The organism is Curtobacterium sp. MCBA15_012 (assembly GCF_001864935.2).
In the GTDB taxonomy this organism is placed as follows: Bacteria; Actinomycetota; Actinomycetes; order Actinomycetales; family Microbacteriaceae; genus Curtobacterium.
The window spans coordinates 2867499-2891371 of sequence record NZ_CP126267.1 but is presented as its reverse complement, the minus strand read 5'-3'; the positions used below and the strand labels follow the sequence as shown (position 1 = coordinate 2891371).

At 71.7% G+C, this 23873-nt stretch carries 20 protein-coding genes; 6 read left to right on the top strand and 14 right to left on the bottom strand.

What is annotated here, in order from left to right:
* Nucleotides 1-38 precede the first annotated feature (38 nt).
* The 4 genes from QOL15_RS13245 to QOL15_RS13230 form a co-directional block, all read right to left on the bottom strand.
* Nucleotides 39-1229: an NAD(P)/FAD-dependent oxidoreductase gene (locus QOL15_RS13245; protein WP_071247520.1), complete on the bottom strand. Its 1191-nt coding sequence runs from the start codon at nucleotides 1227-1229 to the stop codon at nucleotides 39-41.
* 102 nt (nucleotides 1230-1331) lie between these two features.
* A complete protein-coding gene (locus QOL15_RS13240; protein WP_071247517.1) occupies nucleotides 1332-2540 on the bottom strand; it encodes an acyltransferase in 1209 nt (402 codons plus the stop codon).
* 361 nt (nucleotides 2541-2901) lie between these two features.
* A complete protein-coding gene (locus tag QOL15_RS13235; RefSeq protein ID WP_253181717.1) occupies nucleotides 2902-4233 on the bottom strand; it encodes an NAD(P)/FAD-dependent oxidoreductase in 1332 nt (443 codons plus the stop codon).
* Between the two features lie 103 nt (nucleotides 4234-4336).
* A complete protein-coding gene (locus QOL15_RS13230) occupies nucleotides 4337-4885 on the bottom strand; it encodes a dihydrofolate reductase family protein (RefSeq protein ID WP_071247570.1) in 549 nt (182 codons plus the stop codon).
* A 90-nt stretch (nucleotides 4886-4975) separates the two neighbouring features.
* Between QOL15_RS13230 and QOL15_RS13225 the strand changes: the two genes are divergently transcribed.
* Both QOL15_RS13225 and QOL15_RS13220 read left to right on the top strand, forming a co-directional pair.
* Nucleotides 4976-5881 carry an alpha/beta fold hydrolase gene (locus QOL15_RS13225; RefSeq protein ID WP_071247514.1) on the top strand — a complete coding sequence of 302 codons (906 nt, stop codon included), beginning with the start codon at nucleotides 4976-4978 and terminating at the stop codon, nucleotides 5879-5881.
* Nucleotides 5878-6690 carry a triacylglycerol lipase gene (locus QOL15_RS13220; protein ID WP_254784121.1) on the top strand — a complete coding sequence of 271 codons (813 nt, stop codon included), beginning with the start codon at nucleotides 5878-5880 and terminating at the stop codon, nucleotides 6688-6690. Before QOL15_RS13225 ends, QOL15_RS13220 begins: the two co-directional genes overlap by 4 nt.
* A gap of 342 nt (nucleotides 6691-7032) precedes the next feature.
* On the opposite strand, the gene QOL15_RS13215 is transcribed toward QOL15_RS13220, so the two are convergent.
* Nucleotides 7033-8040, bottom strand: a complete 1008-nt coding sequence (locus tag QOL15_RS13215; protein ID WP_065964880.1) for a LacI family DNA-binding transcriptional regulator — start codon at nucleotides 8038-8040, stop codon at nucleotides 7033-7035.
* 172 nt (nucleotides 8041-8212) lie between these two features.
* Between QOL15_RS13215 and QOL15_RS13210 the strand changes: the two genes are divergently transcribed.
* Complete coding sequence (locus QOL15_RS13210) at nucleotides 8213-9268, top strand: hypothetical protein (protein WP_175473841.1); 1056 nt, start codon at nucleotides 8213-8215, stop codon at nucleotides 9266-9268.
* Between the two features lie 692 nt (nucleotides 9269-9960).
* On the opposite strand, the gene QOL15_RS13205 is transcribed toward QOL15_RS13210, so the two are convergent.
* From QOL15_RS13205 to QOL15_RS13180, 6 genes are all read right to left on the bottom strand, one after another.
* Nucleotides 9961-10758, bottom strand: coding sequence for a hypothetical protein (locus QOL15_RS13205; protein WP_071247511.1), 798 nt, complete (start codon nucleotides 10756-10758; stop codon nucleotides 9961-9963).
* Nucleotides 10759-10988: 230 nt separating this feature from the next.
* Nucleotides 10989-12151 (bottom strand): IS3 family transposase gene (locus QOL15_RS13200; RefSeq protein ID WP_139197620.1). Its coding sequence is split into 2 segments (ribosomal slippage): nucleotides 10989-11872 and nucleotides 11872-12151, totalling 1164 coding nucleotides; the frame shifts between segments, so codons are not numbered across the junction.
* 224 nt (nucleotides 12152-12375) lie between these two features.
* Nucleotides 12376-12624 carry a hypothetical protein gene (locus QOL15_RS13195; protein ID WP_065965201.1) on the bottom strand — a complete coding sequence of 83 codons (249 nt, stop codon included), beginning with the start codon at nucleotides 12622-12624 and terminating at the stop codon, nucleotides 12376-12378.
* Between the two features lie 345 nt (nucleotides 12625-12969).
* A complete protein-coding gene (locus tag QOL15_RS13190) occupies nucleotides 12970-13701 on the bottom strand; it encodes a class I SAM-dependent methyltransferase (protein ID WP_071246655.1) in 732 nt (243 codons plus the stop codon).
* A gap of 163 nt (nucleotides 13702-13864) precedes the next feature.
* Nucleotides 13865-14134: a hypothetical protein gene (locus QOL15_RS13185; protein WP_139197422.1), complete on the bottom strand. Its 270-nt coding sequence runs from the start codon at nucleotides 14132-14134 to the stop codon at nucleotides 13865-13867.
* Between the two features lie 77 nt (nucleotides 14135-14211).
* Nucleotides 14212-14862: a CatA-like O-acetyltransferase gene (locus tag QOL15_RS13180; protein ID WP_071246659.1), complete on the bottom strand. Its 651-nt coding sequence runs from the start codon at nucleotides 14860-14862 to the stop codon at nucleotides 14212-14214.
* A 61-nt stretch (nucleotides 14863-14923) separates the two neighbouring features.
* Here QOL15_RS13180 and QOL15_RS13175 point away from each other — a divergent pair, with 61 nt between their 5' ends.
* Entirely contained in the window at nucleotides 14924-15595 is a 672-nt protein-coding gene (locus QOL15_RS13175; protein WP_175473824.1) for a DUF2461 domain-containing protein, read from the top strand.
* A gap of 132 nt (nucleotides 15596-15727) precedes the next feature.
* Entirely contained in the window at nucleotides 15728-16603 is an 876-nt protein-coding gene (locus tag QOL15_RS13170; protein ID WP_071246663.1) for a hypothetical protein, read from the top strand.
* Between the two features lie 35 nt (nucleotides 16604-16638).
* Here the strand turns inward: QOL15_RS13170 and QOL15_RS13165 are convergent, their stop codons facing one another.
* The gene (locus tag QOL15_RS13165; RefSeq protein ID WP_071246665.1) at nucleotides 16639-17241 is read right to left on the bottom strand and encodes a hypothetical protein; all 603 of its coding nucleotides are present in this window, start codon (nucleotides 17239-17241) and stop codon (nucleotides 16639-16641) included.
* A 200-nt stretch (nucleotides 17242-17441) separates the two neighbouring features.
* Between QOL15_RS13165 and QOL15_RS13160 the strand changes: the two genes are divergently transcribed.
* Nucleotides 17442-17990 carry a YbaK/EbsC family protein gene (locus tag QOL15_RS13160; protein ID WP_065962628.1) on the top strand — a complete coding sequence of 183 codons (549 nt, stop codon included), beginning with the start codon at nucleotides 17442-17444 and terminating at the stop codon, nucleotides 17988-17990.
* A gap of 12 nt (nucleotides 17991-18002) precedes the next feature.
* Here QOL15_RS13160 and hrpA read toward each other — a convergent pair whose 3' ends face one another.
* Both hrpA and QOL15_RS13150 read right to left on the bottom strand, forming a co-directional pair.
* Nucleotides 18003-21845, bottom strand: a complete 3843-nt coding sequence (hrpA, locus tag QOL15_RS13155; RefSeq protein WP_071246666.1) for an ATP-dependent RNA helicase HrpA — start codon at nucleotides 21843-21845, stop codon at nucleotides 18003-18005.
* Between the two features lie 75 nt (nucleotides 21846-21920).
* Nucleotides 21921-23756 carry a thioredoxin domain-containing protein gene (locus tag QOL15_RS13150; protein WP_071246708.1) on the bottom strand — a complete coding sequence of 612 codons (1836 nt, stop codon included), beginning with the start codon at nucleotides 23754-23756 and terminating at the stop codon, nucleotides 21921-21923.
* Nucleotides 23757-23873: the final 117 nt, after the last annotated feature.

Below are 23873 nucleotides of genomic sequence, written 5' to 3'. Positions count from 1 at the left end.
CCCGAGCGGGCCGTCCGGCCGCGCGCGGACGCGACCCGTCAGGCCCACCGCATCGCGTAGACCGAGGCCAGCAGCCCGCCGGTCGGGAGCCGCAGGGCGGACCGGAGCAGCGCCTCCCGGCCGACGAGCGCGAGCCCCCGGGCCGGCCGACCCACCGCCATGTTCGCCTCCGCCTGCCGCGCCGCGCGCGCGGCCGCGGCCTGCCGCGTCGCCGCGTACCGGGGCCACGGCCCGGAGCTCCCGGAGCGCACCGCCCCGGCCAGGACCGGCGCGAGCGCCGCGGCGTCCAGCCACCCGAGGTTCATGCCCTGCCCGCCGATCGGGCTGATCTCGTGGGCGGCGTCGCCGACGAGCACGACGCGGCCGACGCCGACGCGGTCCGCCGTCCGTCGCCGCACCCGGAACCCGCTCGTCATCGAGCTGGTCGCGGGGTCCGGCGCGACGCCGGTGCGGTCGCGCACGAGGGCGGCCAGCCGGGAGGCCCGTCCCGCCTCCGCCGCGTCGCCGTCCGGGGCGCGCGTGGTCGCCTCCTCGTCGTGGTGGGGCACCAGGGCGACGTAACGTCGGCGCCCGCCGGGCAGCGGGAACGACTCGAGGACGCCAGCCGGCCCGACGTCGACGACCGCGGTGTCGGCGGGGGTACCGCCCGGGTCGGCGAAGTCGCCCATGACGTACCGGTCGCCGTAGTCGCGGCCGTGCGTCCCGACGCCGAGCAGGTCGCGCACCGCGCTCCTGGCCCCGTCGGCGCCGACCACGAAGCGTGCCCGGACGGTGACCGGGGTGCCGTCCGGTCCCGTACCGTGCACGTCGACGTGGTCCCGGTGGCTGTGCAGCGCGGTCGCGGCGGTGCCGGTGCGGAGGGCGCCCGGGGCGAGGGCCGCGAGCCGGTCGCGCAGGATCGTCTCGGTGCGGTGCTGGTCGAGCGCGGCGACGTAGGGGTGCGTGGCGGACACGTGGTCGAACGACAGGGTGCCGAGCGTGCGTCCGCGGCTCGTGGCGATCCCGCGGCGGACGAGGGCGGCCTCGGCGACGACCGGTGCGGCGACCCCGAGGCGCGCGAACAGGTCGAGCGACGGCGGGTGGATGCCGATCGCCCGGGACCCGGACGGCGGGGCGTCCCGGCGTTCCCAGACCCGGACGTCGAGGCCCTCGGCGGCGAGCAGTGCGCCGACGGACAGGCCGACGGGGCCGCCGCCCACGACGAGGACGTCGGTCTGCTCCGTGGTCACGGCCCGAGCCTACGGACGGGCGGGTGTCCGGGGCGTCAGCCGCCGATGGCTGTGCCGGCCCGCGGCCGCGTCAGGTGATGGCTGGGTCGGCCTGCGGCTGCGTCAGCTGGTGGCGCTGGCGCGTCCGGCGCGGTCGGCGGCCACGGCCCGGCGTGCCTCGCGGACGCGCTTCCGGGCCTTCTCGACGGGCACCTCGACCGCGTACGCGGCACCGACGGCCACGAGCAGCGCGACGCCGACGAGCCACACGGTGCCCCACGGACCGATCGCGAACGGGTCGAGCAGGGCGATCACGAGCGGGTGCCACAGGTACGCCGAGTACGACACCCGCCGACCGAACCACGACACCGGCGTCCACGCCAGGGCGGACGACAGCGGCGACCGGACCGAGACGAGCCCGCCGATGAGCACCGCCGACACCAGGCCGGTCAGCGGCAGCACGACGCCGAAGGTCGACGCGTGCTGGGTCCAGTCGTCGCCGATCGAGGCCGTCACGACGGCGAGCAGGACGATCCCGCCCCAGGTCGCGACGTGCCCGGCGACACCGGACGCCCACGTCCGGACCCGTTCGTCGTCGAGCAGGAGCGCGAGCAGGCAGCCGGTGGCGAGCGGCACGACGCCGAGCACGGGGGAGAAGTACACGTCGGGCGTCGCGTTGCCGCTCGGCGTGCGGTAGAGCAGACCCGCGGCGACGGACCCGCCGACCACGACGGCACCGAGGCCCGCGAGCAGCCAGCGGCGGCGTGCCCGGAGCGTGAACAGCAGCACGAGCACCGGCGGCCACACGAGGTAGAACTGCTCCTCCATCGACAGGCTCCAGGTGTGCGCGAACACGCCCTGCGTGGTGTCCCAGAACGAGCGGAACAGGTTGCCCGTGTACGTCAGGGCGATGAAGGCCGCCTCACCGGGGCCGAAGGACGCACCCTTGTAGTCGCCGACCCAGTTCCACAGGAGCAGGCCGACCACGACCAGGGCGAGCAGCGCCGGGTAGAGCCGCAGCAGGCGCTTCCACCAGAACGACCCGAGCCGGATGCGGCCCGTCTTCCGGTGCTCGCCGAGCAGCAGGGTCGTGATGAGGAACCCGGACAGGACGAAGAAGACCGTCACGCCGGTGAACCCGCCGTCGAACCGCGGCACGTGCAGGTGGTACAGGATCACCATCAGGATGGCGACCGTGCGCAGCCCGTCGAGCGCCGGGGCCCGGCGCGTGAGGGGTGGCGGCGGTGCGGTCCGGGCAGCGCCGACCACCGTGCCGACCGGGGTGCGGCCGGTGGTGCTCGTGCGCTCGGGCGCGATCGCGTTCGTCGTCACGGTCCCTCCCTGCGGGATCGGTCTTCCGGGTGACGACCAGACTGCTCCGCCGAGGTAAGAGCGCGCTCAACGACCGGGGTGCACGAGTGCGGTGAAGGCCGCCAGTCGCTCCTGCACGACGGCGCGGAAGTCCCGCGTCTCCTCGTCGGCGATCCACTGCGCGAACGCCGTCTCCGCGGCGATCGTGGCGGTCGATTCGGTGATCCCGTGCGCCCGCAGTGCGTCGGCCAGGTGGACCTTCAGGTTCGCGAGCTCGGCGAGCTCGCGTGCACGCGGCGGCGTCAGCCCCGCGTCACCACGTGACGGACGGGAGGCGCGGGTCGACCCCGACCCGCGCCTCCCGTCCGCGCCGCGTGCGGCGCTACTCGGCCTTCTGCATCTGCCACGGCTCCGGCTCGCGGTCGCCGTTCGGGCGCACCGGCCGGACGTCGCCGACGATCGGGATCGAGCGCTTCCGCATGAACCACATGTAGCGGACGAAGAAGTGTGACAGCGTCGACAGCCGGTTGCCGTTGCCGAGCAGCGACGCGATGTGCACCGCGACCCACGCGATCCACGCGACCGGCCCGACCATCGTGACGCCGCCGCGCAGCTGCGCGACCGCGGCGTTCGTGCCGATCGTCGCCATCGTGCCCTTGTCGAAGTACTTGAGGTGCTCGGTCGGCTTGCCCTGCATGAGCCGGACGATCTGCCGTGCCGCGTGCTTGCCGCCCTGCAGGGCCGGCTGGGCGAGCTGGGCGAGCGCGTCGTCCTGCGCCGCGATGTCACCGGCCGAGAAGATCCGCTCGACGCCCTTGACGCTGAGGTCGTCGTTCACCTGGATGCGACCGCCGTGCGTCTGCGGCAGACCCCAGCCCGAGACCTCCTTGTGCGCGGCGACGCCCGTCGCCCAGATCACCTGCGAGGCGGGGATGAACTCGCCGGTCGCCGTCACCACGCCGTCGGGCTTGACCTCGGCGACGCCGGTGTTCAGCCGCAGCTCGACGCCGCGCTTGCGGAGGATCTTCGCCGCGTACCGACGCAGGCGCGGCGCGAACGGCTTGAGGAGTTCGCCGCTGCGGTGCACGAGCGTGATCGAGATGTTGCCGCGCTCGATCTCGGGGTAGGCCCCGACGAGCGCCTGGTCACGCAGCTCCGCGAGGGCGCCGGCCATCTCGACGCCCGTGGCCCCGCCGCCGACGATCACCACGCGGATCTCGTCGGGACCCTGCTTCGCCGCGGCCTGCTCGAGACGGGTGAACAGCTCGTCGCGGATCCGGAGCGCCTGCGAGCGGGAGTACATCGAGTACGCGTACTCGTAGGCGCCGGGCGTGCCGAAGTAGCTCGTGTTGACGCCGTTGGCCAGGATCAGCCAGTCGTAGTGCAGGTGCTCGCCGTCGGACATCTCGGCGACGCGGTTCTCGTGGTCGATGCCGGTGAGCAGCCCGTGCCGGAAGTCGGCGTTCGCCTGCTTCGCGCGGAGGCTGCGGAGGAAGTACGTCACGTCGCCGGCGTTCAGCCCACCGGTCGCCACCTGGTACATGAGCGGCTGGAACATGTTGTAGACGTGCCGGTCGACCAGGGTCACCCGGACGTCGGCGTCGGCGAGCTCGCGCATGGCCGCGACGCCGGCGAAGCCACCGCCGACGATGACGACGTGCGGGCGGGTGTCCTCGGACATGGTGAACTCCAGTGTGGTGCGGTCGACGGCCACCCAGAAGGGTACGCCGCTTCCGCACCCTGTCCGTCCACCGGCCCGTCCCGGTGCCGATGGAGCGCTCCGCGCCGGGTCGGTCTGGAGGCGCGCCCCGCCTCCGTCAGTCGGCGAACGGCGCGTAGGTGGCCAGCACGTTCCCCTTGCTGGTCACCTCGCTGCGCACCAGGCGCAGCCGCGTGGGCGGGTCGGTCGGCTCGAACAGCCTGCGCCCCGCACCGGCGACGGCCGGGTGGACCATGAGCTGCAGCTCGTCGAGCAGGCCCGCGAAGAGCAGGTGCCGCACGAGCGTGACGCTGCCGGTCACCGCGACGTCGCCGCCGTCGCCGGCCTTGAGGTCGCGGACGAAGTCGTCGACGTCGCCGCGGATCAGGTGCGCGTTCTGCCAGGTCAGGTCGCCGTCGAGCGTGGTCGAGGCGACGTGCTTCTCGATCGGGTTGATCCACTGTCCGAACGGGTCGTCGTCGTGGGACGGCCACCACTCCGACCACTCGAGGTAGCTCTGCCGGCCGAGCAGGACCGTCTCGGTGCGCTCCATCCACGCGCCCATGGCGGTGCCGAGCTCGGCGTCGAACGAGTCGTACTGGAACGTGTACGGGTCCTGCACCACGCCGTCCACCGACGTGAAGAGGCCCGAGGTCACCTTGCGCATGTTGCGGAGCATAGGACCGGCGGCCCCGCACGTCGAGGGTGTCCCCGCGATCCTGACGGCGACGCGTCGGCCCCCGGGTACGGTCGGGTCGTGCGTGCGCGGGTCCAGACGGTCGAGGTCGACGGGCTCCCCGTGCGCCTCCGGACGCTCGCCCCGGCCGGACGGCTCCGCGACGTGCTGGCCCCGACGGTCGTCCTCGTGCACGGCATCGGCATGTCGCACCGGTCCTTCGCCCGGACACAGCGGGCGCTCGCGCGGACGCACCGCACCGTCGCGGTCGACCTGCCCGGGTTCGGGGGACTTCCACCCGCGGGTCGGCGGTTGCAGATCGAGGAGCTCGCCGACCTCGTCGTGGCCGCGGTCCGCACCGCGGGGGCGGGCGACCTCGTCGTGGTCGGGCAGTCGATGGGCACGCAGGTCGCCGTCGAGGCCGCACGCCGACACCCCGGTCTCGTCACGGCCGTGGTCCTCGTCGGGCCCGTCGTCGACCGCGCTCGACGGACCCTGCTGCACCAGGCGGTCGACCTCGCCCGGGACACCCTCGCCGAGACCCCGCGCCTGAACGCCGTCGTGACGACCGACTACCTCCGCAGCATCCGGCAGTACGTCCGGCAGCTCGGCCCGATGCTGCGTCACCGGCTCGAGGACGCCCTGCCCACCGTGACGCAGCCCGTGCTCGTCGTCCGCGGCGACCGTGACCCGATCGCCCGGCGGGACTGGGCGACGTCGCTCGCGGCCCTGGCGCCCCGCGGCGCGTTCGTCGAGCTGCCCGGCGGCCACCACGTGCAGGAGCGGCAGCCGCAGGCCGTGGCCCGGCTCGTCGACGAGCTGCGCCGCGTGCAGACCCTCGAGGACCCCGGGCTCGCCGGTTCAGCTGGTCGCGCTGATCCTGCCGGTCCTGCCGGTACTGCCGGACGAGCGGAACCGGCGCCGGAGGGCGACGACCGCGGACCGGCGTCGGAGGGCGACGACCGCGGAGCGGGGGCCGCACCGTGAGCGACGCGACCGCCCCCGCGACCGGACCGGCGCGCACGACCGGCACCGAGCCTCCCGTCCGGGTGTCGCTCGTGCGACGCGCGTGGTGGGCCGCACTCGACTGGTGGTACGCGGCCCGGTGGCAGCTCCGGAGCCTCGGGCCGACGACCGCCGACGACTACCGCAGCGGCGACGGCCAGCCGGTCGTCGTCGTGCCCGGTGTCTACGAGACCTGGCACTTCATGCGCCCGCTGATGGACGCCCTGCACGACGCCGGCCACCCCGTGCACGTGCTGCCGGTGCTCCGGCACAACCTGCGGCCCGTCCCCGAGTCGGCGCGCGAGGTGCTCGCGTACTGCGCCGAGCAGGACCTGCGCGGGGTCCTCGTCGTCGCGCACAGCAAGGGCGGGCTGATCGGCAAGTACGCGATGACGATGCCCGAGGGGAACCGGATCGACCGCATGGTCGCCGTGTCGACGCCGTTCGGTGGTTCAGCGTACGCGCGGCTCGCACCCGTGGCGCACCTGCGGGCCTTCCGCGCGACGGACCCGGTGCTCGCGGCGCTCGGGAGGGACCTCGCGGTGAACGCCCGGATCACCTCGGTGTACGGGGTGTTCGACACGCTCATCCCGGGCGGCAGTGCGCTCGCCGGGGCCGCGAACGTGCGGGTGCCGGTCGGTGGCCACTTCCGGATCCTGGGCGCGCGGCAGACGCGGGAGGCGGTGCTGGCCGCGGCGGGGTCGGGCGCTGCGCGGCCGGCCCTCGGGTCGGGGGCCGGCGAGCCGGGGGCCGGGCTGGGACCCGGGCCGGAGGCCGGCGGGCCGGCCTGACCGGCGGGCCGGAGGGGCGTCAGCAGCGCGCTGCTGGCGCGTCGCACAACGGGAGGCACGTCGCACCACCTGTTTCCGTGGCGCGACGTGCCTCCCGTTGTTCAGAAGCACGTCGAACCACTGCCGAGAGCCTCGTGGCGCCGTCCTCGGCCGCCGCGGCGACTGCCGTCGCGGAGCGCCGCCCTGGCGGCGCTCCGCGCGCGCCGTCTGGCCGGCGCACAACCGGAAGCAGGTCGCGCCACGGTTTCCCGTGGTGCGACCTGCTTCCCGTTGTGCGGGAGCACGTCGAACCGCGCCGTGCCCGCCGCCTGCCGTGCCGCGCCGCGGCCGCGCCCGCGCCGCTCAGCGCGCGCGCACGCTCGCGCGCTCGACGATCCGGTGCGGCACCACGACGGTCTCCGGCGGCGCCGACGGGTCCGCGATGCGCCGGGACAGCAGGTCGAGCGCCGCGGTCGCGAAGGCCCGGCGGTCGAAGGACACCGTCGTCAGTGCGGGGATCGCGTACGCCGCCGGGTCGACGTCGTCGAACCCGACCACGCTCACCTGCTCCGGTACCCGGACGCCCCGCGCAGCGAGGACGTGCAGCACGCCGAACGCGATCGAGTCCGTGAAGGCGAACACCGCGTCGGGCAGCGGGTGGGCGTCGAGCCACGCGGCGAAGGCCCCGGCGGCGGCGCTCGTCGTCCACGCCGACAGCGGTACCCGAAGAGCCGGGTCGGCGGGGACCCCCGCGGCGTCGAGCGCTGCCCGGTACCCGCGCTCCCGGAGTTCGCTCGTCGCGGTCGGAGCACCCTCCCGGGCCGCCCCGACGACCGCGATCCGCCGGTGGCCGCGGGCGAGCAGGTGGGCGGTGACCTCCTCGGCCGCCCGACGACTGTCCACGTGGACCTGGTCGACGTGCTCGGGTTCGACCTCGCCGATGACGACCGTCGGCGGCAGCCCCTCGGTCGTGGCGAGGACGCTCGCGCTGAGCGACACCGGGTTGAGGACGAGCCCGTCGACCAGGTGCGCCCGGGCCCGCGACACGAGCTCCCGCTCCCGGTCGGGGTCGTTGCCGGTCTGGTCGAGCTGCACGGTCCACCCGCGGTCCCGCGCGAGTTCGACGAACCACTGGGCGAGCTCGGCGGAGTACGCGTTCCCCAGCTCGGGCAGCGTCAGCGCGATCGCCCCCGAGCGGCCGTTCCGCAGCCCCCGGGCGGACAGGTTCGGCACGTAGTCGAGCTCCGCGAGCGCCCGTTCGACCCGCTCGCGGGTGTCCGGGCGCACCGGGACGACGCCGTTGATCACGTTGGACACGGTCTTGGCGGAGACCCCGGCGAGGGCCGCCACGTCCCGCACGGTGGCGCGCACCGGTCGAGCGTAGCGCGACGGTCCGCGCCCGAGGGCCGTCGCCCGACGGGCCGGCGCCCCGCTGTCGAACGCGGTGTGGGCGGAGTTCGCTGCGATCGCGGACGAGCAGCAGGATCGGGATCCGGTCCGCCTGCCTCGCTACGACCCCAACCGGTTCTGACCGTCCGACTCGGTGACCGCACCCCCCGCAACATCAAGTTCCGCGCAGATTACGGTTTCGGTGGACGCCGCCGACGCGGTCACAAGAACTGTTCCTGAAAGTGTCGCATTCAGCCAGAGTGTACAAGTTGCCGCAACTCGCGGTGCTCATCTCATTACTGCGACGCGAATCATCGACGGGACGGCAACTTCCACCACTGTCTACCCGCTGACGTTCGGAACCTGGACTGAATCTGCCCTGGTTGGTGCCCCGACTGAAGGTGAAGTTACCCATCTCAATCCCTACTTGTCGGTCACGCTCGCGGGTGCCGATCAGTTCCCTCGGGATAGCACGTATCGATACTATCTAAGCGACTCGGCCTCGACGCAGGTACTCTGGGACAGCGGGCAAATCACAAAGCCATTTGCACAAGTTTCAATGCCGCTCACGAATGGAGTGACATATTCGTGGCACGCTGAGATCACGGGGAGCGTTGATCCCTCCGGCACGCAGTCCACAGTCGTTACCCCTGTCTTCTCATTCACTGCCTCTGATCACGCTGCGGGAGCAGAGCAAGCTGCGACTACTTCCTCAGATGGGACGTGGACGGCAAGCGATGCCAATCAGGCTGGTGCTTTCGCTCAGGATCCATCTCAATCCAGCTTCGGCGTATCAAGGAGATATGCAGATGTGCCCTATTGCAGTTCGCGTGATAACACGTCGAAGACAGTTCGCATCTACGAGCGAAAGGCCTTCCCGGGGGTAGTCGGTCGAGGCGGAGTCGGCACGCTCATCTGCGGAACCCCAGGTGGCATGGGGATGCGGCACATCTGGGCAGGGCACGGTGATGATTGGATTGGTATCGTAAATGAGTATCCGATGGGAATTAGTGCCGAAAGTTTCATGGATCAATCGATCAACACCACGCTGCGCGCGCCGTCGAGCGTTGTGTACAATCGGGCCAATGATACGTATACCTATTACGGCTTGGTTCAGATCAAGCAAAAAGGCAAGGTTGTACGTACATACACGGTCAAGGTAGGCCACTCTGCAGGGAGCTGGAGGATCATCACGGCCTTCCCTAGTTGACCGGGAGAGCACCCTGGCGAACAGCGCCAGGGTGCTCGTAGGAGCGTTAACCGAGAGAACACCCTGGCGAACAGCGCCAGGGTGTTCTTAAAAGCCCAATCGACTTCTTGACTCCCATAGTTGAAGGTCAATTGTGTCGCCCGAGGGGAGCTCGCGTCGAATAATCTCCAACAGCCGCTCTCCTTGTCTCCTATGGAATGCCGCCGCCGCAGACGAGGGCCATCCGTATTCCCTGGAATACGAGTCGTTGAAGTGTTGCGTCCAGGACAGGATCTCTTGGCGGACGGCAGGGGGTAGCGGGGGTATATGGGCCTTGCATTGCCCTTCGTCGTCCCAGAGTGGCCATTCGACACCGTAGTCGTTCATGAGGCGGTAGTGCACGGTCAGATCGTTCCATGAAACGACTTGCTCTGCACGTCCGTGCCGCGACTGGGCGCCGGCGTCGCAGCCGTGGGCATGCGACTTCTTGCGGGCCTCAGTGGAACCGCCGACGGGAGCTTTGTGGCTGTCCAGGGTGACGTCTCTGTTCCGGGCCTGCGTGCCCTTCCTGAAGGATTCAAGACTCGCGTGCGCTTCGAGGACTCAGGGCGCCGTCCGCGAGGGGTCCGGGGGTGACTGCAGTTCGACGACGACCAGTTACTGATATTAGCCATACTATCGGCGCTTTCGCTGAAGCCGTAGTTGGTGCTCAGTCAGGTTCCGCGGAGAGCTTCAGCGACGTTGACCTGATCCCGGTGCTGCGCGCTGATGCCATCGAGAGCAGCGACGAACGCGTCGACGTTGTCATCACGACCACTCCACTGCGCAGCGGCGCTGCTGATGTCCGTGAGGAACTGAGCTGCGGCGTGCCACTGCGGTGCCACGACGACGTCGAACACGAGGCGCTGCATCTCCTGCAACGCGTCGCGGCTCCGCGGCGTCCCAACGAGCAGGACCTTGTCGACTGCGCCGCGGAGCCCTTCGTAGCGTGGCCCCTGTACTGACTCATGCAGGTCGTCGACGTCCAAGGCGACGAGTGGGTCGATCCGCAAGCCCTGTCCCTCGAAGTGGCCGTTCAAGGTGCCCTGTCCCAAGCCGGCTTCAATCGGCCGCGCCGCCCATGCGTTGATGCGCTGCACCTGCACCTGCACCTGCACCTGCACCTGCACTTGCACTTGCACGTGCTTCTGCTCTCGGTCGAGCATGTTGATCCGGTGGTCACCCTCCAACAGATGCGACGCCATCGGGTCGGCGTCGACGTGCGCGCACAGCGGTACGTCGCAGGTGTGGAGCAGCATCACCGACGACGGCAACGCCCGCCCCGTCACGATCTGGTGCGCGTAGCGGGACGGACGCGCCGTACGCTGCCGACCTGCGCCGGGCCGAATCCAGAACCGGCCGTAACCGTCGTCACTAATCGCGCCGGTCCAGATCCGGCAGTCATCCGGCAGCGGTCCACGAATCAGGTGCGACCAGAACCGTTCCTGCTCGTTTAGCGCGGCACCGGTCATCTAACGCCCACCACCCGACTAGATCGACGCCCGCATGGCACCGGACCGCACCGCCGCTAAGTGTGCGGGCATCGGGGTGGCGCTGGGCATCATGCCGCGACCACTGCGGTGGGAAGCGCCTCGGTGCAGAGCGGGCAGCTTGACTCTGGTCCGTCTACGCGCGTCACGGTGCCTTGCTGCTCCTCCTGGTTAGCGAAGGGGACTGCTGCAGGTTTGGTTGACTCGTTCGTTTAGGCCGCGAGTGCGACCTGTGGGTTGATGATCGTCTCGTACTCGATTGGGGTCAACTTCCCAAGACCGCGTTGGCGTCGTTTCCGGTGGTAGGTCGCTTCGATCCAAGTGATGATCGCCAGCCGGAGCTCTTCCCGGGTCGTCCATCGTTTCCGGTTGAGGACGTTCTTCTGCAGCAGGGCGAAGAACGATTCCATCGCAGCGTTGTCCGCGCAGGCGCCGACTCTGCCCATCGATCCGAGGAGCCCTGCATCGCAGAGGGCGCGGACGAACTTCTTCGACCGGAACTGGCTGCCGCGATCCGAGTGGACGACCGTCCCGGTCGGGTTCCGGCGGTGCACCGCCATCTGCAGGGCTGCGACGGCGAGCGAGGACCGCATCCGATCACCGATCGAGTAGCCCACGATCCGGCGGGAGCAGGCGTCCTTGATCGCGCAGAGGTAGAGCTTGCCCTCCCCGGTCGGGTGCTCGGTGATGTCGGTCAGCCACAGCCGGTCCAGGTCTGGTGCTGTGAACGTTCGCCGGACCCGGTCGTCGTGCACCGGCGGACCGGCCTTCCGGGTCAGGCCGCGCTTCTTCGAGTGCAGGGACCAGAGCCGCTGCTGCGAGCACAACCGCCACACCCGACGCTCGGAGGTCCGGTGGCCAGCCGCGGCCAAGTCGTCAGCGATGAACCGGTACCCGAACGTCGGATCGTCGCGATGCGCGTCGATGGCGGCGTTGGTCAGGTGCGCGTCGTCCCAGTCCCGTTTGGACACGGGGCTGGCGCGCCAGCGATAGAACGCCTGCTTCGAGAAGCCCAGTACCCGGCAGGCCACCGCGACAGGAACACCGTCGTCGGCGAGTTCAAGGACCAGCGGGTAGATCATTTTGGGAGTTGTGACTGCGCGAAGTACGCCGCTGCCCGGCGGAGGATCTCGTTCTCCTGCTCGAGCAGCCGGATCCGTTTCTGCGCCTCCCGCAGCTCGGCTTGCTCCACCGCTTTCAGCGACGGCGGCTCTGCGACCCCGATGCCGTCGTCACGGTCCGCGAGGCGCAACCAGCGGGCCAGGCAGGACTCGGAGACGCCGAAGTCCTTCGCGACCTGCCGCACTGACGTCTCGCCCTTCCGGGCGACCGCGATCACGTCACGGCGGAACTCTTCCGGATACGCCTTCACCATGGCGCACATCCTTCCAGCAGGAGCCAATGCCCCTACCTCTCAGGAGTCAACCGAACCTGCAGCAGTCCCAAGTGCTCGTGGTAGTCGGGCTCAGCCCCACATGGGTACGGCTTGATCACCCAGGGCCGCACACTGTAGCGCTCGGCGTGGTTCCATACCGGCTCTCCGGTCCCGTCCTGGGTGTGTGCATCCGCCCATCTCCAGGCAGCGTCACCGGTCGTGCCCTAAGCGAGCGCGTCTGCAAGGAACGCGATTCTTCGTGCGTCGAGGAGTTGCAGGAGGCGATCGGACCTGCGGCGGACGGCGTCTTCGTCGCCGTCGCGCCAGCTCGTGCCGAGGACCTCTGTACCCAGAGCGCGGGCGTACAGGCGCGGTACCTCGACGGCGAGGGGACGGACTTCCCGTCCGTCGCCGGCGGGGTGGAGCTCGTGCGCGTAGCGGCGTTTGGTGCGCCGCACCACGTTGTCGGTCATTGGTCTCTCCTTGGTTGCGGCTCCTCGTAGAGCTCCGATGCCTGCGATGTCAATTGGCGGATGGGTCGCTGCTCACCGGCCACCGGGATCGCCTCTACGGCAATGTGGTCGGCACCTAACGCCCACCACCCCGCTCATCGCGGTGTTGACCACCGGGACGCCCACTGGAACCGGCTTCCGGCGCCGCGGTGTTCTTCTACGCCGAGGGACGCGAGCCCCATCAGTCCGCGAGGCAGAGAGAACCCGAGCAGCAAGCCGAACACGATCAGCTTCCAGAGCCAGACGACCGGAACGAGGTAGAGCGGGAAGAGCCAGATGCGTGGCGCGGAACGCATCGCCCGACGGTCAGGCCCGGACGGAGCGGTGCACCCGCGTGACGTACTCGACCGGGATCGTCGACCGACCGGCGGTCTGCGGGTCGTCGTCGAGCACCCGGCGGACGGCGTCGAGGAGCGCGGCCCGCTCGTCCGCCGGGAGCACGATGACCGCACTCCGCGAGGCGATCGCGTCGAGGAACCCGTCACGGTCCTGGTCGAGCGTCCAGCGGACCTCGTGGTGCTCCACCGGCCCGAACGGCGGCCCGACGACCGGCGCGCCCTGCGCGCTCCGACGCGTCTCGGGCTGCGGCACGAGCCGCCCGATCCGCTCCGCCCACCCCCGGTCCTCGACGCGTGCGTTCCAGACGAGCCCGAGGACGCCGCCCGGCCGCAGCACCCGGGCCACCTCGGCCGCACCCAGGTCCGGGTCGACCCAGTGCCACGACTGCGCGAAGGTCACGACGTCGGCCTCGCCGTCGTCGAGCGGGATCGCCTCGCCGGTTCCGTCGAGCGCGCGCACGCCGGGCAGCTCCGCGACCAGCCGCGCGCGCATCGCCGGGTCGGGCTCCACCGCCACGACGTGGTCGGCCCGGCCGAGCAGCGTGCGCGTGAACTTGCCGGTGCCCGCACCCACGTCGACGACCGTGTCGGTCCCGTCCGGCACGAGCGCGGCCGCCACGGCGGCGGGGTAGCCGGGCCGGCCGCGCTCGTAGGCGTCGACGGCGGATCCGAAGGAGCGGGCGAAGCGGTCGAGGGTCACGGTTCCAGCGTGGTCCGTCGCGGCCAGGCTGTCGATGCGAGACGCCTCAGGCCGTCCCGGACCCGCCCGGCAGCGCGGCTCGCGGTGGTGGACCGGGGGACGGACGGGAGGCCCGTGGCGGCGCCGCCACGGGCCTCCCGTCCGGTGGGTGGTCGCGTCCGCCTCAGGCCGGGTAGCGGGCGGTCCACGCGCGGAACGGGGCCGTCGGGTCGTCGACCGATCCCTGCTCGGTGGGCAGGTTCCGGTCGGCGACGGGCTTGGCGTACTCGTCGTAGAACGTCGCGAGGGTCATCAGGCGGTTGCCGTCCTCGTAGTGCTCGCCCTCCTGCTCGCGGGTGGCGGCGAAGACGACGCGGTCGGGTTGGGCGTAGTAGAGCGCACCGAGGCACATCGGGCACGGGTAGGCCGTGACGAAGACGTCGTCGTCGTTCATGCCGGCCACGGTGCTCCGTCCGGGTGCCCGTGGGCCGTGCGGTCGGGGGACGCGGGGCGGTGGGCTGGCGGGTCCGGTCAGGCGAGCCACGTGGGGTCGGCGAACAGTTCCTCGAGCTCGGCGACGAACCGCGACGCGTGGAAGCCGTCCACCGCCGCGTGGTTCACCCGCAGCGCGAGGGGCATGAGGGTGCGGCCTCCGACCTCGCGGTACCGGCCGAGGGTGACGACCGGGAGCAGGTGGTCCTCGGCGCCGGTCAGGTGCAGCGCGAACCCCGTGAACGACGTGCGCGGGAGGGTCGACACGTCGAAGCGGTTCGTCGCGCGGTCCTCCTGCGGGAACAGCCGGTGGTCGTCCCGGTACGTCGCGGTCGTCGCGACCACGGCGTCGTGGAAGCGCCGGTGGTCGGCGTCGTACGGCACGCCGAGCACCGAGAACGTCTCGGTGTCCGGGTGGAACACCGTGAAGGTCGGGTCGACCGAGTCCCACACGGCGGGCTGCCCGTCCTCGGTCAGCGCCATGCGGAACTCGTCGTGCCGGTTCACGACCGTCGCGATCGCCCAGATCTGCGACGGGTACGTCTTCACGCCCGCCGCACGCACCGCCGCGACGAACGCCGTCACGTCGACGTCGACCGTCAGCTCCCACGCGCAGGGTTCCCGTCGGTAGTGCGCGAAGTGCTCGCGACGGGGCCAGCGGTCGAGGTCGATCGGACGGAGTTCGCTCATGTCGTCATCCTCGTACCCCGACCCGCCGACGGTCCTGCACGCGGCGGCGGTTCACTGGTGCATGACCCAGACGCCGTTCTCGCCAGCGCTGGCGACGTTCTTCCGCGGGCTCGCCGCGCACAACGACAAGTCGTGGTTCGAGGACCACCGCGAGGACTGGGAACGGCACGTCCGGGACCCGATGGAGGCCCTGCTGCACGAGGCCGAGCGACGGTACGGGCCCGGTCGGGTGCTGCGGCAGCACCGCGACCTGCGCTTCACGCCCGACAAGCGGCCCTACCGCGAGGACACCGGGCTCACCGCCGGCGGGATGTACCTGAGCGCCGGTGCCGATGGTCTGCAGGTCGGGGGTGGGCTCTACGAACCGTCGCGCGCACAGCTGCGGGCGGCGCGGGAGACCATCGACGGGCACCCGCAGGCCGCTGCCGCGCTGCGCCGGGAACTCGACGACCTGGTCGCCGCGGGGTACGAGCTCGCCGGGCCGCCGCTCAAGACCGCCCCGCGCGGGTACGACGCCGACCACCCGCGGATCGACCTGCTCCGGATGCAGCACTACGCCGCGCTCGTGCACCTGCCGCTCGACAGCAGCACGGAGGACATCGTGGCGGCGTGGGACCGGGTGCAGCCCCTCGTGCGGTGGACGGTGAAGTGGGCGCGGGCGGACGACCCCGAGGCCGCGGACGACCCGGCGCCGCCGGTGCCGGGGGCACGGTCCATCGACGAACGGGCGTAGCGCGCAGCACGCCCGGCAGGTCGCCCGGGTCGTCGGGAGCCTCGCAGTCCGTGCGCCCGATCGCCGGGAGCCTCGCAGTCCGTGCGCCCGATCGCCGGGAGCCTGCCAGGATGGGCGGCGCGAGGGGGACGCATGAGCATCGACGACCAGGGGCCACAACCGGCCTGGAACCAGACCGACGACGGGGCCGAGCCGGGCGCGGGGGTCGTCGGCCGGACGAACGCGGTCGTCGTCGCGGTCGTGCTGCCGATCCTGCTCCTCGTGAGTTGGTGGATCCAGCTCGCGGTCCTGCTGCAGAGCTCGTTCGCGCCCGAGGACGAGCGACCCGGACCCGGCGGCGTGCTGACCGGGTTCCTGTTCGGCGCGCTGCTCGCCGTCGGCGTCCCCGTGGCGGTCGTCGTCACCTACGCCGTCAAGCGTCGGCGACAGCCCCGCACATCGCTCGCCGCGGTGATCTCCGCCATCGTCGTGCTCGTCATCGCGGTCCCGTTCAACGTGATCGGGATCACCGCACAGGCCGGGTCGGTCGCCGAGGACGCCCGGCTCCGCGCGCAGCCCGCCACCGCCGCCGAGCGGCACTTCTCGGACGGCGAGGACGACCCCGAGGCCGCCCTGAACCGCATCGGCGACCGCACCGTCGAGCTCCTCGGGTCCCGACGATCGGACGCCTTCCGGTCCGACGGGTCCCCGAAGGGCGGGGCGTACTCGGAACCGTGCCTGCTCGACAACCGGCACGAGGGCCTGCAGTGGGAGTACTGGTTCACCGCCGCCGAGCTCGTGGACGCTTCGGGCGCGGACCTGCTGCCCGAGGGGGCCGAGACCGTTCCCGGTGGCACGACGGACATGTCCGAGGTCGTCGCGGCGTGGAAGGCCGAGGGGATCCGTGCGGAGCGCAGCGACGTCGGGCCCGAGGAACAGTACGAGCCGCGGGCGGACTGGCTCTCGCCCTCGTCGTACGCGCGTCCGGGGCCGACGGTGACCCTCAGGACGATCTGCCTCGAACGCTGAGCAGCCGTTCGCTCCGCTGAGCGGAGCGTGTCCCGTCAGCGGCGCCGCCACCGTTCGACGACGGGGGACGTGTCGTTGATGAACGCAGCCGCGACGTCGTCGACGTCGGGGAACACCCATCGGGCCCCGGGGTCGTGCTCTGCGAGCTCGTCGAGTTCCTCGAACTCCCAGTGCAGACCGACGAAGCCGTCGAAGGCCCCGGTGGTGACGGCCTCGTCCCACGCGAAGCGCGCGTTCACCCATGCCGCGACCGATCGGCCGTCGGCCGCACCGGTGAGGACGTGGGCGGCACGCGCCCGGGTGAGGTGGACGGCAGCGTCCGCGGTCGACATCCCCGCGGTCGACCACCCGAGCTCGTCGAGACAGTCCACCAGTTCGGAGTCGAGACCCTCGGGGTCGTCGTCGGTGTACCGGGCAGCCAGCGCCACCGCCGCCGGTCCGCCGAGGCCGAGTGCGACCGCCTGCGCGGCGAGTGCCGAGGAGTGCCGCGGCTCACGCTGGCCGAGCACCCCGAGCGCCCGCATCGTCAGCAGCGCCCGGACGACCTCCGGCGCGTCCGTCGGCTCCGGCCCGGGTGTGGTGAGCGGGACGCCCGGCCGAGGGACGACCGCAGGGGTCCGGACCGGCCGCTGCTGCACCGACGGAGGTCGGAGGTGTCGTCGGAGGAGTCGTCGGAACACGGGTCTGGCGCTCCGTCCTGGTCTCGTGGTGGCCACGGTCGAGTGGCGGCTGCGGTCACCTGCTGGCCCCAGCGGTGTAGCGGCTGCAGTGGTGTGCCGGCGGTGGTCGCCTGCCGTGGCTCCATCATCGCCGGGGGAGGGTTCCCTACGGTGGGACCATGCCGACGCTCGAACGATCCAACGCCCTCGTCGCCACCGGGTTCCTCGCGATCCCCGTCGCCCAGGCCCTGGTCGCGCTGCCGAGCGCACTCCTCTCGCGCATCCAGGCGGCGCCGATCGACCCGGAGCTGGCCGACACCGCGGCGTTCTCGGAGGCCTACGGGTACCCGCTCGAGGCCGGCGCGAACTGCATCGTGGTCGCGGGCAGGCGCGGCGACGAGGTCCGGTACGCGGCGTGCGTGGTGCTCGCCTCGACGAAGCTCGACGTCAACCGTGTCGTGAAGCAGCTCCTCGACGTGCGCAAGGCGAGCTTCGCGCCGATGGATCGGGCGGTCGAGCTCACCGGCATGGAGTACGGCGGCATCACGCCGATCGGCCTGCCCGCCGACTGGCCCGTGTACGTCGACGCCCGCGTGCTCCGGGCGCCCGAGATCGTCGTCGGTGCGGGACTGCGCGGTGCGAAGGTGTTCCTGCCGGGCGAGGTCCTCGCGGCGCTGCCGAACGTGACCGTGGTCGAGGGCCTGGCGACCGAGGCTGCCGCCGTCTGACGGTCGTCTCGTTCAGCGCGCGGCGGTCAGTGCCTTCGTGATGCGCTGCAGCGACACCGTCTCGGCCGTCCCGAGCTCCTGGGCGAACAGGCTGAGGCGGAACTCCTCGAGCATCCACCGCGCGTGCACGAGCTCCGGGTGCGCGCCGACCGCGGGCGGGAAGGTCCCACCCGCATCGGTGTAGCGGTCGGTCGCGACGGTGACCTCGCGCATCCACGTGGCGTCGCGCCCCGGGTTCTGCAGGAGCTTCTGCACCCGTGCGTCGACGCCCTGCAGGTACACGCGGATCCGCCGCAGTCGGTCGAGCCCGGCGACGGCGACGAAGCCCGGGAAGACGAGGCGCTCCATCTGCTGCCGCATGTCGGTCAGGGCCGGCAGCAGGGACATCGAGTTGGCCTGCTTGAGGGACTTCTCGGCGGCGCGGTGTGCTGTGAGGACCGCGGCGACCTCGGACACCGCCGTGAACATCGTGTCGACGACGGTCGACGACACGCGATCGCGGACCGCCTCGAAGTCGACCCTCGCGAAGACGAGCCCGTCCGGGTGTGCCGCGCGGATCCCGGCGTCGACGACCGCGGCGAGCACGTCGTCGAACAGGGCAGCGGTGGACGGGTAGGGGCTCGCCGCGAGCCCGAGCTTCTCCTGGGACGTCAGGTGCGACTGGACGTACGACACCGGGGACGGCACCGCGTGCATGACGAGGCGACGGACACCGCCGGGCATGCGGACCGCGCGGTCGCCCGGCGTCGCGAGCAGCTGCACGCCGACCGTCGCCTTCGGTCCCTCGCCCTCCTCGACGAGGGACGGGTACGCACGGATGACGCCGCCGGCCTGCTTCGTGTCGAGCACCTGCGGCAGGTCGCGGGACGGCCACGCGGTGAGGCCGGACGCCTCCACCTGTTGGCCGGAGGCGGCCCCGGCGACACGAGCCGCGCCTCCCGACCGTGCCGCGCCCTTCGCGGTGGCGGCGGCGACGCTCTGCTGGGTCCGGTCCTTGAGCTTGGTCTGCAGGGCCGACAGGTCCTTGCCGGACTCGACCCGGCGGCCGCGTTCGTCGACGACCGCCCACGTGGGCAGGAGGTGCGCGGGCACGCGCGACAGGTCGAAGTCGGACTCCGACACGGTCACGTAGGTCATGCGCTGGATGGCCTTGGCGAGGGTCGCGCGGAACGACTCGGTCGGCTCGGTGGGGGCGTCGTCGGGCAGTTCGGCGACGATCTTCTCGGCCCAGTCGGCCGCGGGGACGACGTTCTTGCGGATCTGTTTCGGCAGGGACTTGATGAGCGCCGTGACGAGCTCGCGCCGGAGCCCGCGGACCTGCCAGTCGAAGCCCTCCTCGCGCATCCGGGGGAGCAGCGCGAGTGGGACCTGCACGCTGACGCCGTCGTCCTGCGCGCCGGGCTCGAAGCGGTAGCGGACCGCGAGGCGCTGGTCGCCGCTGCGCCACTGCGTCGGGTACTCCTGCTCGTCCTGTGCGGCGTCGGCGGCGTCCTCGTCGAGGAGGTCCGACCGGCGCATCGTGAGCAGGTCGGGCTGGTCGCGACGCGCGGTGCGCCACCATCCCTCGAAGTCGCGCGTGGTCGCGATGTCGGCCGGGATGCGGGCGTCGTAGAACTCGTACACGCGCTCGTCGTCGAACAGGATGTCCCGGCGGCGGGTGCGTTCCTCGAGCTGCTCGAGTTCCTTGCGGAGTCGACGGTTGTCGCGGTCGAACGCCTGCTGGCCGTCCCACTCGCCCTCCACCAACGCGTGCCGGATGAAGAGCTCGCGCGAGTGTTCCGGGTCGATGCGCTTGTACTGCACGCGGCGGCGCTGCACGATCGGGACGCCGAACAGCGTCACCCGCTCGTAGGCGACGGCCGCGCCCTGCTTCTTCTCCCAGTGTGGTTCGCCGTGGGTGCGCTTGAGGAGGTCACCGGCGAGCGGCTCCACCCACGCGGGGTCGATGCGCGCGACGGTCCGGGCGAACAACCGGCTCGTCTCGACGAGTTCGGCGGCCATCACGGCGTCCGGCTGCTTCTTCGCGAGGACGCTGCCCGGGAAGACCACGAACCGGGTGTTCCGCGAGCCGAGGTAGTCGCGCTTCTCGCGGTCGCGGAGGCCGATCTGGCTGAGCAGTCCGGCGAGCAGGGAGCGGTGCACGGCGTCGCCGTCCTCGGAGCGGGACTGGGCGATCCGGACGTCGACCTGCTTGGCGGCGCGGGAGAGCTGCCGGTACAGGTCCTGCCACTCGCGGATGCGCAGGTAGTTGAGGAACTCGGCCTTGCACAGGCGACGGAACGCGCTCGACGACAGCTCGTCCTGCTTGTCCTCGATGTGGTTCCAGAGGTTGAGGAGCGTCAGGAAGTCACTCGTCGGGTCGGCGAAGCGGGCGTGCAGTTGGTCGGCGTGCGCACGCTTCTCGAGGGGGCGTTCCCGGGGGTCCTGGATGCTCAGGGCACTGACGATCGCGATGACCTCGCGCCCGACGCCCTGTCGCCCGGCCTCGAGCACCATCCGCCCGAGCCGAGGGTCGATCGGCAGGCGGGTCAGCTGCCGTCCGGGCTTCGTGATCCGACCGTCGGCGTCCACCGCCCGCAACTCCCGGAGCAGGTCGAGGCCGTCCTTCACACCGCGGGAGTCCGGCGGCTGCAGGAACGGGAACGACTCGATGTCGCCGAAGCCGAGCGAGATCATCTGCAGGATCACGGCCGCGAGGTTCGTGCGCAGGATCTCGGGGTCGGTGAACTCCGGGCGGCGTTCGAAGTCGTCCTCGGCGTACAGCCGGATCGCGATGCCCGCGCTCGTGCGACCTGCACGCCCGGACCGCTGGTTCGCGCTCGCCTGGCTGATCGCCTCGATCGGGAGCCGCTGGACCTTGGCCCGCGGCGAGTACCGCGAGATGCGGGCGGTGCCGGTGTCCACGACGTACTTGATGCCCGGCACGGTCAGGGAGGTCTCGGCGACGTTCGTCGCGAGGACCACCCGGCGGCGGATCCCCGGCGTGCTGCGGCGTTCGAAGACCCGGTGCTGGTCCGCGGCGGAGAGGCGGCCGTAGAGGGGGAGGACCTCGGTGCCCGGGTACCGCTTGCCCTCGATGGCGTCCTGCGCGTCGCGGATCTCGTTCTCGCCCGAGAGGAACACGAGCACGTCGCCCGGGTCCTCGCGCGCCAGCTCGTCGAGCGCGTCGGTGATGCCCTGCAGCACGTCGCGGTCGTCGGCCGCGTTGCCGCTGTCGCCGGTGCGGGAGTCGGTGTCGTCGTCGGCGTCCTCCGGGTCGTCGCCGACGAGCGGCCGGTAGCGGATCTCGACCGGGTAGGTGCGGCCCGAGACCTCGATGATCGGCGCACCGCCGAAGTGCTGCGAGAACGACTCCGGGTCGATCGTCGCACTCGTGATGATGACCTTGAGGTCGGGACGACGGGGGAGCAGCCGCTTGAGGTACCCGAGCAGGAAGTCGATCGTGAGCGACCGCTCGTGCGCCTCGTCGATGATGATCGTGTCGTACCGGGTGAGGTCGCGGTCGAAGTGGATCTCGTTGAGCAGGATGCCGTCGGTCATCAGCTTGATCCGCGTGTTCGCCGAGACCTTGTCGGTGAAGCGCACCTGGTAGCCGACGAGGTCGCCGAGCTCGCCGCCGAGTTCCTCGGAGACGCGCTCGGCGATCGTGCGCGCCGCGATGCGTCGGGGCTGCGTGTGCCCGATGTGCTCACGACCGAGCTCGAGGCAGATCTTCGGCAGCTGCGTGGTCTTGCCCGAACCGGTCGCGCCCGCGACGATGACGACCTGGTGGTCGCGGATCGCGGCGGCGATGTCGTCCCGCCGCTGCGAGACGGGCAGTTCCGGCGGGTACGTGATGACGGGCGTGGCAGACATGAGCCTTCCAGGATAGCGGTTCGGGAGGGGCAGCCGTGCTGCCCCGGGACTGCACGTCGGAGCAGGAGCGGCTCGTCAGCCCACGAGCTGCGCGTGCAGGTCCTCGGCCCGACGCGCGGGGAGGGCACACACGCGGTCGTGACAGACGTAGCCCGCGGGGTCGAGCGCGCTGCGTCCCGCGAAGAGCTCGAACCCGGCCTCGGCCCACTGGTCGGCCTGGTCCGGTGTGACGTGGGCGACGACCGTCCCGGGCCGTCTCGCGTCGCGGGTGACGGCGCGCATCGGGTCGACCGGGTCGGAGGCCACGACGACGACCTCACGCGACGGACGGCCCAGCGCGAGGGCGACCCCGAGCGCGTCCGCGTGGCCGAGCGGTCGTTCGGTCCCGGTGCTGGCGCGGTCCGCGACGAGCCGTGCGGCGGCGTGGCGGTACGCGTCGTCGCCCGTCAGCGCGGCCAGGGTCACCGCGGCAGACGCCAGCGCCACGGTCCCGGACCGCATCGCCGTCTGCGGCTGCTCGCCCGTCGCCGTGCCGGCACCGGCCAGGACCGGGTCGACGGTGAAGCGACCGGCGAGGCCGTCGTCGACGATCGTGCGCGCCTGTTCGGCGAGGGTGACGTCACCGGTCACGAGGGCGAGCTCGAGGAGCCCCTCGGCGAAGAGTCCGACGTCCTCGACGGTCGGGGCGGCGGAGGACGCACCACGCGGCGTGCTGGACCGCACCACCACGTGCCCGTCGCGGACGTGGGCGGCGAGCACCGCATCGGCCGCTCCCCGCGCGATGGCGAGCATCTCGTCGTCACCGTGCCGCGACCCGGCGATCGCGAGGCCGCGGATCGCCAGCCCGTTCCACCCGGTCAACACCTGGTCGTCGAGCGGCGGCGGGTCGAACCGACCCCGCTGGTCGAGCGGGAGGCGGTACCACTCGCCCTCGACCCGCCGACCGTCCATCGTCGACTCGCTGTCCTGCGCGGCGACGAACGCCCCGTCGTCCCTGCGGAGGGTGTCCCGCAGGAAGTCGGCGATGCCGCGGGCCTGCTCCGCGTCGGCGACGGCGAGCAGTCCGGCGTTGTCGTAGAGCATGCGTTCGTAGTGCGGCACGCTCCAGTCGCGCTTCGTCGCGTACCGGAAGACCCCGCCGTCGGCGTCGGTGAGCTCCGTCGACCGGATCGCGTGCAGGCTCCGTTCCAGCAGGGCACGGGCGGCGTCGTCGCCGTCGGCCGCGACGTCGGCGAGGAACTCGAGCAGGGGCGTGCTCGGGAACTTCGGTGCGCCTCCGAAGCCGCCGTACGTGGTGTCCTCGGCCGCGGCCAGTTGCGTGGTCACCGCCCGGATCGCGTCGACGGTCGGGAGGCGCGGCTCGTCGCCGCCGTCGGCCCCACCCCGACGGGCGGTCGCCTCCGCCTCGGCTCCCTGCCGGATCGCCGCCGCGATCGCGGTCGCGTTCGCGTCGACCTCGTGCCGACGCTCCCGCCACGCGTCGAGGACGGCCGCGAGGACCTGCCGGAACGAGCCCACCTGGCCGACCGGGACCGGGGGGTAGTAGGTCCCCGCGAAGAACACCTGCGCGTCGCCCGTCGTGAACGCGGTGAGCGGCCAGCCGAGCTGCTGCGTGAAGGCGCTCGCCGAGGCCATGAGGCTCGCGTCGACGTCGGGCCGTTCCTCGCGGTCGACCTTCACCGCGACGAAGTCCCGTCGCAGGAGCTCGGCCACCTCGGGGTCGGAGAAGCTCTCGCGCGCCATGACGTGGCACCAGTGGCAGGTGGCGTACCCGACCGAGACGAGCACCGGTACGTCGCGGGCGCGTGCCTCGGCGAAGGCGTCGGGCCCCCACTCCCGCCAGTCGACGGGGTTGTCCGCGTGCTGCCGCAGGTACGGGCTGACCGCACTGCCGAGTCGGTTGTCGCTCATGCCGTCCAGCGTGCCCCGCCGACGCTGGACACGGGGGATCGGAGTGGGACCGGTGGACACGTCGACGCCGTCCACAGGCACCGCGGGGGAACCGGACCGCCAGCCGCGTCGGCGACA